Origin of the sequence: Rhizobium sp. YS-1r (assembly GCF_000757525.1) — a bacterium.
Lineage (GTDB): Bacteria > Pseudomonadota > Alphaproteobacteria > Rhizobiales > Rhizobiaceae > Neorhizobium > Neorhizobium petrolearium.
Genome location: NZ_JPYQ01000024.1, coordinates 273,227 through 288,762, shown reverse-complemented (window position 1 = coordinate 288,762; position 15,536 = coordinate 273,227). Strand labels below are relative to the sequence as shown.

The 15,536-nt window shown below is 60.9% G+C and carries 15 protein-coding genes; 13 read left to right on the top strand and 2 right to left on the bottom strand.

Going from position 1 to position 15,536, the window contains the following annotated elements; translation table 11 throughout:
* Nucleotides 1-14 precede the first annotated feature (14 nt).
* The gene (locus JL39_RS17320; protein ID WP_037153071.1) at nucleotides 15-1,031 is read right to left on the bottom strand and encodes a LacI family DNA-binding transcriptional regulator; all 1,017 of its coding nucleotides are present in this window, start codon (nucleotides 1,029-1,031) and stop codon (nucleotides 15-17) included.
* Between the two features lie 129 nt (nucleotides 1,032-1,160).
* Between JL39_RS17320 and JL39_RS17315 the strand changes: the two genes are divergently transcribed.
* The 6 genes from JL39_RS17315 to ugpC all read left to right on the top strand — a co-directional run bounded on the left by JL39_RS17315 (nucleotide 1,161) and on the right by ugpC (nucleotide 7,319).
* Nucleotides 1,161-2,195 (top strand): Gfo/Idh/MocA family oxidoreductase, encoded by a 1,035-nt coding sequence (locus tag JL39_RS17315; RefSeq protein WP_037153067.1) that lies wholly within the window; start codon nucleotides 1,161-1,163, stop codon nucleotides 2,193-2,195.
* Between the two features lie 12 nt (nucleotides 2,196-2,207).
* Nucleotides 2,208-3,110 (top strand): sugar phosphate isomerase/epimerase, encoded by a 903-nt coding sequence (locus JL39_RS17310; RefSeq protein ID WP_037153064.1) that lies wholly within the window; start codon nucleotides 2,208-2,210, stop codon nucleotides 3,108-3,110.
* A 66-nt stretch (nucleotides 3,111-3,176) separates the two neighbouring features.
* A complete protein-coding gene (locus JL39_RS17305; RefSeq protein WP_037153061.1) occupies nucleotides 3,177-4,409 on the top strand; it encodes a sugar ABC transporter substrate-binding protein in 1,233 nt (410 codons plus the stop codon).
* A 113-nt stretch (nucleotides 4,410-4,522) separates the two neighbouring features.
* Nucleotides 4,523-5,425: a sugar ABC transporter permease gene (locus JL39_RS17300; protein WP_037153059.1), complete on the top strand. Its 903-nt coding sequence runs from the start codon at nucleotides 4,523-4,525 to the stop codon at nucleotides 5,423-5,425.
* Nucleotides 5,422-6,249, top strand: a complete 828-nt coding sequence (locus JL39_RS17295; protein WP_037153055.1) for a carbohydrate ABC transporter permease — start codon at nucleotides 5,422-5,424, stop codon at nucleotides 6,247-6,249. The genes JL39_RS17300 and JL39_RS17295 overlap by 4 nt, the downstream gene beginning before the upstream one ends.
* Nucleotides 6,246-7,319, top strand: a complete 1,074-nt coding sequence (ugpC, locus tag JL39_RS17290; protein WP_037153053.1) for a sn-glycerol-3-phosphate ABC transporter ATP-binding protein UgpC — start codon at nucleotides 6,246-6,248, stop codon at nucleotides 7,317-7,319. The genes JL39_RS17295 and ugpC overlap by 4 nt, the downstream gene beginning before the upstream one ends.
* A gap of 273 nt (nucleotides 7,320-7,592) precedes the next feature.
* Here the strand turns inward: ugpC and JL39_RS17285 are convergent, their stop codons facing one another.
* Nucleotides 7,593-8,351, bottom strand: coding sequence for an IclR family transcriptional regulator (locus JL39_RS17285; protein WP_037153051.1), 759 nt, complete (start codon nucleotides 8,349-8,351; stop codon nucleotides 7,593-7,595).
* A 110-nt stretch (nucleotides 8,352-8,461) separates the two neighbouring features.
* Between JL39_RS17285 and JL39_RS17280 the strand changes: the two genes are divergently transcribed.
* The 7 genes from JL39_RS17280 to JL39_RS17250 are packed head-to-tail and all read left to right on the top strand — an operon-like array spanning nucleotide 8,462 to nucleotide 15,515.
* On the top strand, nucleotides 8,462-9,397 hold the full coding sequence (locus JL39_RS17280; RefSeq protein ID WP_037153752.1) for a polysaccharide deacetylase: 936 nt from the start codon (nucleotides 8,462-8,464) through the stop codon (nucleotides 9,395-9,397).
* Nucleotides 9,398-9,440: 43 nt separating this feature from the next.
* Nucleotides 9,441-10,934: an ABC transporter substrate-binding protein gene (locus tag JL39_RS17275; RefSeq protein WP_037153048.1), complete on the top strand. Its 1,494-nt coding sequence runs from the start codon at nucleotides 9,441-9,443 to the stop codon at nucleotides 10,932-10,934.
* Between the two features lie 18 nt (nucleotides 10,935-10,952).
* The gene (locus tag JL39_RS17270) at nucleotides 10,953-11,873 is read left to right on the top strand and encodes an ABC transporter permease (RefSeq protein WP_037153046.1); all 921 of its coding nucleotides are present in this window, start codon (nucleotides 10,953-10,955) and stop codon (nucleotides 11,871-11,873) included.
* A 10-nt stretch (nucleotides 11,874-11,883) separates the two neighbouring features.
* Nucleotides 11,884-12,747, top strand: a complete 864-nt coding sequence (locus JL39_RS17265) for an ABC transporter permease (protein WP_037153043.1) — start codon at nucleotides 11,884-11,886, stop codon at nucleotides 12,745-12,747.
* 10 nt (nucleotides 12,748-12,757) lie between these two features.
* Nucleotides 12,758-13,540 carry an SDR family NAD(P)-dependent oxidoreductase gene (locus tag JL39_RS17260; RefSeq protein WP_037153040.1) on the top strand — a complete coding sequence of 261 codons (783 nt, stop codon included), beginning with the start codon at nucleotides 12,758-12,760 and terminating at the stop codon, nucleotides 13,538-13,540.
* Nucleotides 13,541-13,545: 5 nt separating this feature from the next.
* Nucleotides 13,546-14,541 (top strand): ABC transporter ATP-binding protein, encoded by a 996-nt coding sequence (locus tag JL39_RS17255; RefSeq protein ID WP_037153037.1) that lies wholly within the window; start codon nucleotides 13,546-13,548, stop codon nucleotides 14,539-14,541.
* Nucleotides 14,538-15,515 carry an oligopeptide/dipeptide ABC transporter ATP-binding protein gene (locus tag JL39_RS17250; RefSeq protein WP_037153034.1) on the top strand — a complete coding sequence of 326 codons (978 nt, stop codon included), beginning with the start codon at nucleotides 14,538-14,540 and terminating at the stop codon, nucleotides 15,513-15,515. The genes JL39_RS17255 and JL39_RS17250 overlap by 4 nt, the downstream gene beginning before the upstream one ends.
* Nucleotides 15,516-15,536: the final 21 nt, after the last annotated feature.

The window sequence follows — 15,536 nt, the reverse complement described above, 5'->3', positions numbered from 1 at the left end:
CGCCGCGCGCCCCGTTAGCCGCTTTCGCCTTCGACCAGAGCCATCGGCCAGAGCTTTCTGCGCACGGCCTGAGGATAGAGTCCGGCATAGGCGGGCATAGTGGACAGGAGGCTTTCGGCGAGCGCGATGCCGAGCTCCCTGAGCGATAGGTCGAAGCCCGTCAGGCGTGGAGACAGAAACCGCGCCTGGGGGCTTTGCCGGCCGATAACGGCGATGTCGCGCCCCGGTTTCAGACCGACCTCGTCGAGGCCGCGATAGAGCCCTGCGACAAGGGTCTCGTTGACCAGGATAATGGCCGTCGGCGGATCGCTGCTTGCTTTGATACTGCGTGCGACCGCATAACCGCCGGCCTCGTTCGGATTGGTGCGAAAGATATGTTCTTCGGAAAGCGTAAGGCCGTGCCGTGCCAGCGCTTCCCGGCAGCGTTCCACGAACACGTATCCGAGATTGAGATCACCGTGCGGCCAGACGAAGCCGATCTTGCGGTGGCCGGCCTTCACGAGACGCTCGACCGACATTTCCGCCATGCCTTCGAAATTCAGGTCAATCCATGGTTGATCCACGTCGGTGAGGCTGCGCCCCAGCGTGATGAAGGGAATCTTGTGACGCGCCAGGAACTCGAAACGCGCGTCGTGGCGCCGTGTCGCCGAGAGGATGATACCGTCGGCAAAACCCCGGGCGACCATCCGTTTCAAATAATCGTCCGGATCCTCTTCGGATGAACACAAGAGAGCGACGAGATCGAGCTTGTGGCGGGCCAGCACCGTCTGCACACCGTCGAAGACACTCATAAAGAAGATATCGCCCTGGCCGGTGATTTCCGGCCCGGTCTGCATCATGAAACCAATCACTCCGGTCGCGCCCTTGCGCAGTGCGCGGCCTGACTGGTTGGCGACATAGCCGAGCTGTTCGGCCGCCTCCAGCACGCGCCGGCGCGTTTCCTCGTTCACGTCCGGCTTGCCGTTAAGCGCGCGGGAGACCGTGCCGATCGAAATGTCGAGATGTTCTGCCAGCCGGCGAATGCCCTTCATGATCCCGTCCTATCAGACCGTAATCGTTTTCGGAAATCCTATTGACAAAGACCATAGCCTGTAAATAGGATCGTAAACGTTTACGGAGCCCGATGGAGGAGCATCGGCACCGTCGGCAAGGAGGGTATCGTGACATTGAAGGCAGTCCTATGCGGATGCGGAGCCATGGCACATGGCTGGATGCGGGCGTTGAAGACAACGCCCGGCCTGGCAGAGGCCATCACGATCGTCGGGTTGGTCGATCTCGATCGATCGGCCGCCCGTTCGCTTGCGGAGGCTTTCGACCTGACGGACGCGGTTGTCGGGACCGATCTTGATCGGGTGCTGGAAGAGACCAGGGCCGATCTTCTGTTCGATGTGGTCGTGCCGGTTGCCCGCAAGGCGGTCGTTGCCGCTGGGCTGAAACATGGTTGCCACGTCTTGAGCGAGAAGCCGATGGCGACTTCGCTGGAAGAGGCGAGGGAACTGATTGCGCTGGCCGAGACAGCCGGTCGGATACATGCGGTGGTGCAGAACCGCCGTTTCATATCCGGCATCCGCCGCATGCGCCGCTTCGTCGAGAGCGGTGCCATCGGCGAGTTGACCGGCGTTCATTGCGACTTCTTCATCGCCCCGCATTTCGGTGGGTTTCGAGAGCAGATGGAGAACGTGCTGCTGCTCGATATGGCGATCCACACCTTTGACGCCGCCCGCTTCGTCAGCGGCAAACGGCCGCTCTCGGTTTATTGCCTTGAAACCAATCCGGCCGGCTCCTGGTATGCCCACGGGGCTTCGGCGAACGCGATCTTCAAGTTTTCCGACGATGTCGCCTTTACCTATCGCGGCTCCTGGTGCGCCGAGGGCCGCCGCACGAGTTGGGAAAGTGCCTGGCGGCTGGTCGGCTCGAAAGGCATGCTGACCTGGGACGGCGAGGAGGCCTTCGAGGCGACAGTCGCCGGCACGGGAGAAGGGCTTCTGCGTGGCCACCGGGCGATCGATGTGCCGCCGCCACCGCGCGAGGAGGAAACGCACGGCCATGCAAGCGTGATCGCCGATTTCCTCAACGCGATCCGGTCCGGCCATCCGCCCGAAACGGCGGGTTTCGACAATATCAAGAGTCTGGCCATGGTGTTCGGCGCCATCGAAAGCGCGCGAACCGGCCAGCCTGTCGCCATTCAAGTGTGAGGACCAGGAACAGTGAGCAATCCGGCCAAATCCATCCGTATCGGCACCATGATCCGTGGCACCCAGGGGCACGCCGCAGAGCGCATCGCCCAGATTGCCGATATGGGTTTCGAGAGTTTCCAGCCGTTCTTCTGGCAGACGACGAATGGTCAAAACCTTGCGGAACTTGGCAAGCGCTGCCGCGAGGCCATCGGTGATCGCGACATCACCATTCCGGCGATCGGCATGTTCGGCAATCCGCTGGAAGAGACCGATGTCGACCTCCAGACGCTCCAGGGCTGGAAGGACTGTATCGACAATGCCCATCACTTCGGTGCGACTTGTATTGCAGGCTTCACTGGCCGATTGCGAGGCCGACCGATCCCCGAGAGCCTGCTGCGCTATCGTGAGATCTGGAGCGAGCTTGCGAAGCGCGCTGCGGACAAAGGCGTCAGGATCGCCTTCGAGAATTGCGCCATGGACGGCAACTGGCAGTCCGGCGACTGGAACATCGCCCACAATCCGGATGCCTGGGAACTGATTTTCAACGAGACGCCGGACGACAATATCGGCCTCGAATGGGAGCCGTGCCACCAGATGGTCTACCTGATCGACCCGTTGCCGCAGATCCGCAAATGGGCGCCGAAGATTTTTCACGTGCATGGCAAGGACGCGACGATCCGCCGGGACGTCATTCGCGAGCATGGGATTTTCGGCAAACATCCCTTCGTTTTCATGCGCACGCCCGGCTTCGGCGACACGAACTGGACGGATGTCATCTCGGAACTCAGGCTCGCGGGCTGGTCGGGTTCGATCGACATCGAGGGATGGCATGACCCCGTTTATCGCGACGAGCTCGAAATGACCGGTCAGGTGCATGCGCTGAATTATCTGAAGTCCTGCCGGGGCGGCGATTTCGTTACGGATCCGGTTTGATGCAGCCGCTCGCCGCGTGCGGCCTGGAGGAGGTCGCATCGGGAGCACAACCTGAAGGAGGAGAGCATGGGTATTCGCAAATTGGCTTTGGCCGGCGCGCTCGCGGTCGCCAGCATGTCGGCATTCTATACCTCGGCCCACGCCGAGGACGTGAAGATCACCGTCTGGTCGCTTGACCGCGACATTCAGCCGGCTCCGAACCTCATCAAGGATTTCAACAATCTGAAGAGTGGCATCACGGTCGAATATCGCCAGATCCAGTTCGACGATGTGGTAAGCGAGGCAATGCGTGCCTATTCGACCGGGCAGGCGCCCGACATCATCGCCGTCGATAATCCGGAACATGCACTGTTTTCGTCGCGTGGCGCATTCCTCGACCTGACCGACATGATTGCGCAGTCGAGCGTCGTCAAACCGGAGAACTACTATCCCGGTCCCTTGAAATCGGTGATGTGGAAGGACCGTTACTTCGGTATTCCGAAGGCGACGAATACAATTGCGCTCTACTACAACAAGGACATGTTCCGGGCGAAGGGACTCGATCCGGACAAGCCGCCGCAGACATGGGACGAATTGGTCGAGACCGCCCGCAAGCTGACCGATCCGGCGAAGAACGTCTATGGCATCACCTTCTCGGCCAAGGCCAACGAGGAGGGGACTTTCCAGTTCCTGCCCTGGGCGCAGATGGGCGGCGGCGGTTATGACAAGATCAACGCGCCGGGTGCGGTCAAAGCGCTGGAAATCTGGAAGACGATTATCGACGAGAAGCTTGCCTCACGCGACACGCTCACCCGCAGCCAATGGGATTCCACCGGAACCTTCAATTCCGGCAATGCGGCGATGGCGATTTCCGGCCCATGGGAGCTGGATCGCATGGTGAAGGAGGCGAAATTCGACTGGGGCGTGGCATTGCTGCCGCTGCCCGAGCCGGGGGCCAAGCGCTCATCCGCCATGGGCGATTTCAACTGGGCGATCTTCGCCAACACCAAACATCCGAAGGAAGCCTTCAAGGTGCTGGAATATTTCGTCTCGCAGGACAACCGGATGTTCAAGGATTTCGGCCAACTGCCGGCCCGCTCCGACCTTGCTATTCCGCCCACCGGGCAGCCGCTCAAGGACGCTGGATTGAAGGTCTTTCAGGAGCAGCTGAAATATGCCCAACCCCGCGGGCCGCATCCGGCCTGGCCGAAAATCTCGAAAGCGATCCAGGATGCCATCCAAGCGGCCTTGACCGGCCAGATGAGCGCTCAGGAGGCGCTCGATCAGGCGGACCAGAAGATCAAGGCTGTGCTTGGTTGAACCATGGGAGCGGGCCCCTGACAGACGGCTCTTAACCTTTCCTCCCGGCCGGGGTCGCGATGGTTTTGCCGCGCGGCTCCGGACCGGAAGGTGGATGCCTATCCGGAGGTGTCATGAGAAAATTCCTGCTTTCCATCAGCGACGGGCGCGGCTTCGACATCAGCCTCGTCTCCGTGCCGCTTGCCTTCCTGTTCGCGATGGCCGGTCTGCCGCTCATCTACAATATCGTGATGAGCTTTCAGGAAGTGGACATGTTCAGCCTCGGGACTTTCGCGCGGCCGTTCGTAGGATTCATGAACTATGTCACGCTGTTCTCGCTGCCGGAAACCTGGCCGATCCTCGGGAATACGGCGGTTTTCGTGGTCGCTTCGATTGCCGGGCAATTCACCATCGGTTTTGGATTGGCGCTTTTCTTCTGGACCGGCTTTCCCGGTTCTTCCTGGCTGCGCGGGTTGTTTCTCGTCTCCTGGGTCATGCCGGGTCTGGTCGTCGGCGCCATCTGGAACTGGATTCTCTCGGGCGATTTCGGCGTGCTGAATTACATTCTCCGAGAGTCGGGGCTCATTTCCGGCAATATCTTCTGGCGCTCCGATCCCGATTTCTCACTCTGGGCCGTGGTTATCGCCAATATCTGGCTCGGCATCTCCTTCAATATGATCCTGCTCTCGGTTGGCCTTTCGGCCATTCCTCAGGACCTTTACGAAGCAGCCGAGCTGGATGGCGCCAATGTCATCCAGCGGTTCTACACGATCACCCTGCCGATGATGCGTTCCACGATCGGAGCGATCATCTCGCTCGGCCTGATCTTCACCTTGCAGCAGTTCGACCTTTTCGCCGCGATCACCGCCGGCGGGCCGAACAATTCCTCGAATGTGGCGCAATACTGGGCCTGGGACCTGTCCTTCCGTCAATATGATTTCGCGCAAGGGGCGACGGTCTCCGTCATCATGATCGTCTTCGTGATGATTGCGTCGGTCGTCTATGTCCGCTCGACACGGCATGAGGTGCGCGGATGAACCTTGCCCTGCGCGACAAGCTCATGCTGGCGATCGCGGTCCTGCTCGCGGCGGTCTATCTTTTCCCGCTCTATTGGATGTATGTCACGGCCATCAAGACGGGGTCGGCGATGTTCGCCTCTCCGCCTGCCTTCTGGCCCAGCGATCCGCAATGGGGCATCTACGGCTCCGTCTGGGAGAGCCGCAATGTCGGTCGCTATCTCTGGAACTCGCTCGTCATCGCTTCCGGTGCGGTCTCGCTGATCGTCATCCTCGGCACGGGCTGCGCCTATGTGTTGGCGCGTTACCGGAATGTCTGGGTGGATATCGGCCTGTTCCTCATCCTCATGCTTCAGGTGCTGCCGGCCTCGCTGATGATCACGCCGATCTTCGTCGGCTTTTCGCAACTCGGTTTGCTCGACTATCCGCGCACCGCCGTCATCCTGGCGATCGCGGCAAAAAGCATGCCCTTCTTCGTCGTACTGGTCAGGGCGACCTTCATGAGCGTGCCGATGGAACTGGAAGAGGCCGCACTAGTGGACGGCAATTCCCGCCTCGGCGCCTTTTTCAACATCGTGCTGCCGCTCGCCCGAAACGGCATTCTTGTCAGCGCCATTCTGATCTTCATGCAGGCCTTCGGCGAGTTCGTCTATTCGAAGTCGATGATCCAGGCGATCGAATACCAGCCGGCAAGCGTCGGGCTCAATTCCTTCATGGGACCGAACACCAACGAATGGAACAATATCATGGCCTATGCCGCGATGTACGTGACGCCCATCCTCGCCATCTTCGTTCTCTTGCAACGCCGGATCGTGTCCGGCCTGACCTCGGGAGCTCTCAAATGACCGCGAACCAGATCGAACTTTCCGGGGTGAACAAGTATTACGGCGCCTATCATGCGCTGAGGAACATCGACCTGAAGATCCGCAAGGGTTCTTTCGTGGCGCTCGTCGGTCCTTCCGGCTGCGGCAAGTCCACGCTGCTGCGTTCGCTCGCCGGGCTGGAATCGATTTCCGAGGGAGAGCTAGTCATTGCGGGCGCCCGGATGAACGGCGTTCCGCCTCGTAAGCGAGACCTTGCCATGGTCTTCCAGTCTTACGCGCTCTACCCGCACATGACGGTCGAGGAGAACCTCACCTACAGCCTGCGAATGCGCGGTGTCGGCAAGGCCGAAGCCAGGCGCAAGGCGGAGGAAGTCGCGGCCACCACGGGCCTTTCAAACCTTCTCGGCCGCTATCCGCGCGAACTATCCGGCGGTCAGCGACAGCGCGTAGCGATGAGCCGGGCGATCATCCGCAATCCCAAGGCCTTTCTGTTCGACGAGCCACTTTCCAACCTCGATGCGGCGCTCCGCGTCCATATGCGCAAGGAAATCCGGGCGCTGCATGACCGGCTGGGTGCCACGTCCGTTTACGTCACCCATGACCAGATCGAGGCGATGACCATGGCCGACCATGTGGTGGTCATGCGCCAGGGCGTCATCGAGCAGCAGGGCGCGCCGCTCGAACTCTATGACCGGCCGGCAAACCAGTTCGTGGCGGGGTTTATCGGCTCGCCGGCCATGAATTTTGTGCCCTGCATAGCCGGAGCGGACGGACGATCGCTGGTGCTTGATCTGGGAACGCCTCAGACAGTGATCGCGCCCAAGGCTGTCGCGACCGGTCGGGCGCTGACCATGGGGATTCGCCCGGAGCATATCGAGCTTTCCAGCGAGGCCGACGCGACGCTCCGGCTGCCGGTTGGGGCCGTCGAAAGCACCGGTGCTGCAACCTATGTCACGACCGCGACGTTGCCGGAACTGGTCATCGTGCTGAACAGTCGCATTCAGATACGTCCGGGGGAGACGGTTCCACTCCGTCTCGACCAATCCCACCTGCACCTTTTCGATAAAGAGACGCAGCTGCGGCTGGCTTGAAACCTTCCAGCGCGGTCAGATGATCGTCAACACGTCCGGATGGGATACCGATTGCAATGCCGGCAATCTCGGCTGCCTGCACGGCATCATGCTCGGCCTCGAAGGCTGGGGGCAGGGCCGGACTGGCGCGGGCCGGTGGCCGATCGCCTCTATATCTCGACGGCGGACTGTGGTCGCTCCATCACGGATCCAGCGGGGGTCGCGCTCTGGCTTGCCAATCTTCTGGGATAGAACGGACCGGCGAGCCAGTGGGGACATATACCGCAGCGCGTATCAACGGCGATATCCCAGCGCCCGGCTGATCTCGTCAGCAGCGCTGCGCACCATCAGGAGGAGGGTCTCGCGCCGCTCGACGTAACGGATCGTCGGCATGCCAAGGTTGAGGGCAGCAACGACGGCACCATGGGCGTCGAAGACGGGGGCGGCAAGGCCGGTCGAGCCGGTGATGAACTCCTGGTCGTTCAGTGCGTAGCCATCGCGCCGTATCTTGACGAGCATCTCCCGGATACGATCAACATCGGTTACCGTATATCGCGTGTAAGAGAGGAGCTGGACCCGGGCCAGATAGTGCTCCAGTGCCTCCTTCGGCGCATGGGCGAGAAGCATGCGGCCCGTGGCCGTGCAATAGGCCGTGATTGCCGCATCCAGGTTCACATCGTAACGCACCCGGTGACGGCTTACGCATTTGGCGAGGCGGCGCATGTCGCAATGGGCGTTCATGGTTGCGAGCAATACCGTTTCACCGGATTCATCACGCAGCCGTTCCATGAACGGCCGTGCCGTCACCACCAGCGGCTCTTCATGTCGGCGGAAGGGAAATCCATGCCGGCTCGCTTCGACCAGCATGTAACGCCCGGCGGCATCCTGGACAAAGTGCCCGCGGGCCGCCAGCGTCTGAACGAGGCCATGTGCGCTGCTTTTCGGAAATCCAAGATCGCGGACGATCTGCGCCAGCGGCACCGCTTCCCGCTGCGAGGCCATATATTCGAGCAGATCCAAAACCCGGCCGGCGCTTTTCACTTCGAAGTTCATGTATGTGAACAAAACCCCCGTTGATGGCTATTCCGTTGGCTCATAACAATTCTGCCCAGAAAGCGGCCACTCACATTTTCGCGTGTTGTGGCGAAAGGATGAACGATCTCATGAACGCGCCAAATAAGCAAAACGATGCCTCAGAACCATGGCTGTGGCCCGATAGGGTCTGGCAGCAAAAGGTTCAGAAAGTGCGGGCGGGGCGTTCCCTGAAACCGGCGAAATGGAAGGATGGCGCGCGCATGGCGGTGGCGTTGTCTTTCGATTCCGATCACGAGACAATGGAATTGCGCAACGGGGGACTTTCCTTCGGCAGGATGAGCCAAGGCCAGTATGGCGCCCGTTCCGGCATGCCGCGCATTCTGCGCCTGCTCGAGAAATATTCCATTCCGGCCTCCTTTTTCATGCCGGCCGTCTCCGCGATGATCAACGCCGAGGAGGTGAGAACGGTGGTTTCCGCTGGGCACGAGCTCGGCATGCATAGCTGGATCCACGAATTCAATTCCCGCCTGGATGAAGCGACGGAACGGAATCTTGCACTGCGTGCCGCTGACGTGCTGGAGCGGCTCTCTGGCGCGCGTCCGGTCGGCATGCGCACCGCCTCCTGGGATTTCAGCCCCTACACGCTGAAGATCGCCCGCCAGATGGGGCTTCTCTACGATTCCTCCCTTATGGCGGACGACGAGCCTTACGAGCTTATCGAGGACGGCGAGCCGACGGGCGTCGTCGAAATTCCCGTCGAGTGGATCCGCGACGACGCCCCTTATGTGGCGATGGACCGCATGACCGGCGCTCGGCCCTATGGCGGCCCCTCAATGGTCTTCGACATCTTCAGCCGGGAACTGGAAGCCGCCTGGGATGAGGGAGGGCTGTTCCAACTCACCATGCATCCGCACCATGTCGGCCACCGCTCGCGCATCTTCATTCTCGAAGAAATCATCCGACTTGCCAAATCGAAGGGCGATGTCTGGTTCTGCACCCATGCGGAACTGGCACGCTATTGCGCCGATGAAGCCGGCCTCAAGACCGCCGAAAAAGCCGCGTGAGCAGATTTTAAATGAAGCAACAACATCTAAGAGGGTAAGGAACATGTCTGCCAGAATCGCATCCATAGCCGCAGTGCTCTTGGCGTTCACCGCCTCGACCGCGCTTGCTCAAACCAAGGACACGCTGACCATCGATCTTCCGGGCGATGCCGCGACGCTTGATCCGCATCTGCAGTGGAATACGGACAGCTATACCATCTATCGCAACATCTTCGACAACCTCCTGACCCGCGATGCCTCAGGCGAGATCGTGCCGCAGATCGCGAAATCCTGGAAATATCTCGACGACAAGACGATCGAGTTTCAGATCCGCGATGACGTCACCTTCCAGGACGGCAGCAAGCTGACCGCCGAGGATGTCGCCTTTTCGATCAACCGTATCATCGATCCAAAGCTGAAGAGCCCGCAGCTCTCGCAGTTCGACCAGATCGAAAAGGCGGAAGCTACAAGCCCGACGACCGTGAAAATGACGACCAAGTCGCCTTATCCGGCGCTGCTTGCCCAGCTCGTCAAGCTCTCGATCGTGCCAAAAGCCTATGTCGAGAAGGTCGGTGACCAGGAATTCAATCTGAAGCCGCTCGGCTCCGGCCCTTACAAGATGGTCAACTGGCAGAAGGGCATTCAGACCGAGTTGCAGGCCTATGACAATTACTGGCGCGCAAAGCCCCCGTTCGAGAACGTGGTCTTCCGCGCCGTTCCGGATGTCTCGACGCGCATCGCGGACCTGAAGACCGGCAAGGCGGACCTCATCCGCGATGTGCCCCCGGATCAGACGGCGAGTGTCGACGGAGATTCGAACTCTCAGGTCCTTTCGGTTCCCACCGAGCGTGTCGGCTATATGTTCATCAATGCCGAGGCCGGCCCGACGAAAGATGTTCGTGTCCGCCAGGCGATCGCCTACGCGATCGACCGTGATGCGCTGATCCAGTCGCTGCTCGAAGGTTACGGTGCGCTGGTCAATATCGTCGGGGCCAAGCCGGTGTTCGGTTACACCGACAAGGTTCAGGGTTACTCTTACGATCCGGAAAAGGCGAAGGAACTGATCAAGGCTGCCGGCGCCGAAGGCGCCAAGGTCGAGTTCCTGACATCGCCTGCTTACAATCGCGCCATGGTCGAAGCGATCCAGCAGATGGTCAACGAGGTCGGCCTCAATGTGGAAATCTCGTCCAGCGACCAGGCGACCTTCCTCAAGCGCCGCCAGGGCGATCCCGCCAATGCGGGCGGCCTTGCGCTCGGAGCCTGGTCCTGCGCCTGCCAGGATGCGGACGGTATCATCTTCCCGCTCTTCCGAAGCGGCAGCATCTGGGCAAAGTACAAGAACGAGACGTATGATGCCCTGGTCGATAAAGCCCGTACGATCCTTGATGAGGACGAGCGGCTGAAGCTCTACGAGCAGGCTTACGAGATCCTCCGTGAGGATGTTCCGGGCATGGGGCTTTATCAGGCGTACGCGCTCTACGGCGCAAGCAAGAAGCTGAAATGGCAGCCGACGGCCAATGAGTCCATGTTTGTCATGGACATGGGCTGGCAGCAGTAAAAAACGGATATCGGGATCATGTTGAGATACGCCGTCGAGCGTTTGGTACAGGCAATCATTGCGATCTTCGGCGTTCTCACCATCGTGTTTGTCATCATGCATCTTTCGGGCGATCCAACCCTGCTGCTCGTGCCGCAGGACGCATCGGCCGAAATGATCGCCGAACTGCGCCATCAGCTCGGCTTCGACCGGCCGATCTGGGTGCAATATCTCGAATATCTTGGAGATCTCGCCCATCTCGATTTCGGCATTTCCGTCGTGCAGCGTGTGCCGGCGATCGACATCGTCGCCTCGCGCATACCCTACACCGTGATGCTGGCGACCGGCGCTATGGTCGTGGCGATCGGCATCGGCATTCCGGCCGGCATCCTGATGGCAACGAAGCGCGGCGGCTGGCTCGAACGCCTGCTGACCGCCATCGTCGTTACTGGCCAGAGCGTGCCGACGTTCCTTTCCGGCATCGTGCTGATCTTCATTTTTGGCGTGACGCTCCGCTGGCTGCCGACTTCGGGCTCTGGCGACTTCGCTTCGCTGATCATGCCGTCGCTGGCGCTCGGCGCAATCTCGATGTCGACCTTCGCCCGCATGACGCGGATTTCCATCATCGATGAACTCGGCAAGGATTATGTGCGGGCGGGACGGGCCCGCGGCCTTTCGCTTGGCTCGGTGGTGGTTCGCCATGTGTTGCGCAACGCATCGATACCGGTGATCACTATCGCCGCGCTGGAAATCGGCAACCTGCTCGCCGGTGCGGTCATCATCGAGACGGTCTTTGCCTGGCCAGGCATCGGTCAACTCGCGATCCAGTCCATCCAGGCGCGCGACTTCCTTGTCGTCCAGGTCATCGTGCTTCTGATTTCCTTTGTCTATGTGCTGACCAGCGTGCTTGCGGATTTCGTCTACGCGCTTGTCGATCCGCGCATCCGTCTGGTCCGGTGAGGAGGATTTCATGAGCACCGCCGTTCTCGTCCTTCGCCAGCGCCTTCGCCGGGTTCCCATCTCGGTCGTCATCGTCTCGATCATTTTCCTGGTGATCGTGCTGCTCGCAATTCTCGCGCCCTGGGTTGCACCCGCCGACCCCGCCAAGCAGAATCTGCTTGCCCGCCTGAAGCCGCCGGGTTTCGAACTGCGTGGCGTGACCTACTGGCTCGGCACCGACGATCTTGGCCGCGACCTGCTCTCGCGCACCATTTATGGTGGGGGTGTGTCGCTCTCCGTCGCCGTGCTTTCCGTCGTCGTTTCGACGCTCGTCGGGGTGACGCTCGGCATGGTCGCCGGCTGGTTCCGTGGTAAGATCGAGATCGTCATCATGCGCCTGGTCGACATCATGATGTCGATCCCGGCTATCCTGCTTGCGGTGCTGACCGTCGCGGTCCTCGGTCCCGGTTTCCTGAAGCTCGTCCTGGTGCTCGGGCTGACCCGCTGGCCGCGCTACACCCGCGTTGCCTATGCCCAGACACTGCAGATCGCCAACCTGCCGTTCATCAAGGCATCCGAACTCGCCGGCGCCGGTGCTGCTCGCATCCTCTTCCACCACATCCTGCCCAACATTGCCGGCCCGGTGCTGATCGTCGCGACCGCCGAATTCGGCCTGATGATCCTGATGGAAGCCGGCCTTTCTTTCCTCGGCCTCGGTATCCAGCCGCCGGCTTCGAGCTGGGGTTCGATCATGAGCGTCGGCCGCCAGTATCTCGAAAGAGCCTGGTGGATCGTCGCCTTCCCGGGCGTATGTCTCTTCCTGCTTGTCTTTTCCGTCAATGTGCTGGGCGACTGGTTGCGTGACCAGATCGATCCACGTTCCCGTTCGCGCTGAGGTTTCTCAAATGGAATTTGAAAACAAGACCATGGTCATCACCGGCGCCGCCGGCATTTTCGGCCGCTGGATTGCCGCCTATTTCGCAAGGGAAGGCGCGAGGCTCTGCCTCAGCGACATCCGCATGGACGCGCTGGAAAAGGTGGTAGCGGAACTCGGCCTCGACCGTTCGAAGGTGCTTCTGCATGCGACCGAACTGACCAGCGACGCATCCATGCTGGAATTGGTCGATCTCGTGCGACGTGAATGGCAAGCGCCGGACATTCTTGTCAACAACGCCGGCATCTATACCCGCTTCAGCCTGCTCGACATGGAATTCTCCGACTGGGATCGCGTTTTCGGCGTCAACCTGCGCGCGCCTTTCGTGCTGTCGCGCGAGATGGCCAAGCTGATGATTTCGGAAGGCAAAAAGGGCTCGATTATCAACATCTCGTCTGGCGCGGCGCGTAAGATGAACCAGAATTCCGTGCCTTATTGCACCTCCAAGACGGCGATCGAGCGGCTGTCGAAAGGTTTCGCCATGGAGCTTGCCGAATACGGTATCCGTGTCAACGTCGTCGAACCGGGCTTCGCGCCGGGCAGCGAAGTGAGCGAGCTTTCCGATGAATACGTCACAAACATGCTGAAGAACATCCCACTCGGGCGGTCCAGCGGGCCTGAAGATGCGCCGGGCGCGATCGCCTATCTCTGCTCTGACAAGGCCTCTTTCATTACCGGCGCCGTGCTCTCCGTCGACGGCGGCAATTCGATCGGCAATTACAAGCGCCCCGAGCGCTACACCACGAAGGCTTGAGATTGATGAATGCCGCCGCAAGCCCGCTGCTTGCCGTCGACCGGCTCACCATTGATATCGGTGGCGCCAAGGTCGTCGACGACGTGTCGTTCACCGTCGCGCCCGGCAAGGTCATGGCGCTGGTAGGCGAGTCGGGCTGCGGCAAGTCTTTGACTTCCTATGCCATGCTCGGCCTGCTGCCATCGGCGGCGCGGCGTACCGGTGGCCGGATCATGCTCGAAAATACCGATCTTGCCGCCTTGTCCGAACGGCAGTTCCGCAAGGCGCGCGGCAAGGATATCTCGATCATCTTCCAGGAACCGAGCGCCTCGCTCGATCCGCTGACGACGGTGGGTGAGCAGATCGCCGAGGCCTATCGCGTCCATCACGGCGTCTCGAAGACCGAGGCTTTCGAGAAGGCACGGCAGATGCTGGTCGATGTCGGCATCCCCGATCCCGACCGGCGTCTGCACCAATATCCCTTCGAGCTTTCGGGTGGCATGTGCCAGCGCATCATGATCTCGATCGCACTGATCAACGGCCCGCGCCTGCTGGTTGCCGACGAGCCGACGACAGCGCTCGACGTGACGATCCAGGCGCAGATTCTCGATCTGATGAAGAAGCTGGTCGCCGAACGCGGCACGGCAATTGTGCTGATCACGCACGACATGGGCGTGGTCGCCGACATCGCCGATGAAGTTGCGGTCATGTATGCCGGTCGCATCGCCGAGATCGCGCCGGTGCATGCCCTTTTTCGCGCGCCGAAGCATCCTTACACGGCCCTGCTTCTGGCCAGCGTGCCGAAACTCGACGACGCGCCGAAGGCGGACCTTGCGACCATCGAGGGAATGGTGCCGAGCCCAAGCGAATTCGGCATCGGCTGTCGTTTTGCCGATCGCTGTCCGCTCGCCACCGACAAGTGTCGCTTGGAACAGCCATCGCTGATCGATTGCAACGATGGGCATCGTTCCGCCTGCTGGCATATCGACCGAATGGCCGAAATCCGCGAGGTTGCGGCATGAGCAAGACCAAGAACGTCCTCGAAATCCGCGACGTCGCGGTGCATTTTTGCGGCCGCGGTGGGCTGCTTGGCCAGCCCGGGCCGGTCGTGAAGGCCGTCAATGGCGTGGATCTAGACATTCCTCGCGGCGAGACGGTGGCACTGGTCGGCGAATCCGGCTGCGGTAAGTCCACGCTTTCCAACACGATCGTCGGTCTGCAGGCGCCGGCGTCCGGCAGCGTGAGGATCAGCGGCGAGGAAGTGGTCGGAGCCGACAAGAGAAAGCTCAATGACATTCGCCGCAAGGTGCAGATGATCTTCCAGGATCCGGCGTTGTCGCTCGATCCGCGTTCGACGGTGGGGGCGACGATAGCCGAGCCCCTGATCGTGCGTGGTATCGCCAAGGGTAAGGTACTGAAAGCACGCGTCGCGACGCTTCTGCAGCAGGTGGGCCTCCGACCGGAACACGCGGACCGTTATCCGCACCAGTTCTCGGGCGGCCAGCGTCAGCGGATCGTCATTGCCCGGGCGCTCGCACTCGAACCAGACCTCGTCATCTGCGACGAGCCCGTCTCCGCGCTCGACGTTTCGGTGCGTGCGCAGATCCTCAATCTGCTTGTAGCGTTGCAGAAGCGCACCGGTGTTTCCTACCTTTTCGTTTCACACGATCTCGGCGTGGTTCGCCACATCTGCGACCGCGTCGTGGTGATGTATCTCGGCCGCTTCGTGGAGATGGCGGACCGGGATACATTCTTTTCCAATCCAAAGCACCCTTACACGAAGGCGCTGATGTCGGCCGTGCCGGAAGCCGATCCCGTCGTCCAGCGGTCCAAGGAACGGCTGATCCTCGGCGGCGAACTGCCAAGCCCCGCCAACATTCCCACCGGCTGCGCCTTCCATACGCGCTGCCCGCTGGCGACCGAAATCTGCTCGAAGGAGCGGCCTGAGTTGACACCGCGCCCGGACGGTGCTCGCGTCGCCTGCCATCACGCCTAACCGCCACTGCCCATAGGGAAT